Raw genomic sequence first — 548 nt, 5'->3', positions numbered from 1 at the left:
CGCCTTTATTAAAGCACAGCAGCAAGCGCACCAGCAGGCATTCGAACAACAGCAGTATCATGGGCATTTAAATCAGTTTTTGGAAAGTTCTGTGAAGGCAGTTCAGGGGAAGTACAGTGATTTTGATGCAGCAGCAGACTTTCTCTATAACACCTTTGCAGCACAGTTGGGTGCATGGTCAAATATTTGCCCTTCCTATGCGCACAGAGAGACAATTGACGGGATTATTGGGGATCAATTGCGCTCGGTAGTGGCAATTTGTGCCGAGAAAGGTGTTAATCCAGCAGAAGAGATCTATAGATTAGCACAAAATCTTGGCTATCAAGCAAAGGGTGTTCAAGCCCATAATCAGTTAGCTGCATTGGAAAAGAGGCAAAACTCTTCCAAAACATTGACAGCGTCTGGTGGCAGGGGGAGTGGGGGCTCTATGACCAAGGAAACAATCGCCAATATGTCTGAAAGAGAATTCAATGCCTGGATAAGCAACCCCAAAAATGAGGCAGTTTTTAATGAACTCATGGGTGTCGGGGCAGATTAAGCAGTAAAAT

Annotated in this window: 1 pseudogene; it reads left to right on the top strand. The window is 44.9% G+C overall.

From position 1 onward, the window contains the following. A pseudogene (locus tag BN338_RS12260) lies at positions 1 to 538 on the top strand (hypothetical protein); the annotation flags it as partial. Positions 539 to 548 lie beyond the last annotated feature (10 nt).

This window comes from Bartonella queenslandensis AUST/NH15 (assembly GCF_000312585.1).
Taxonomy (GTDB): Bacteria; Pseudomonadota; Alphaproteobacteria; order Rhizobiales; family Rhizobiaceae; genus Bartonella; species Bartonella queenslandensis_A.
The sequence above is the reverse complement of the archived record's forward strand: the minus strand, read 5'-3'. Positions and strand labels throughout refer to the sequence as shown.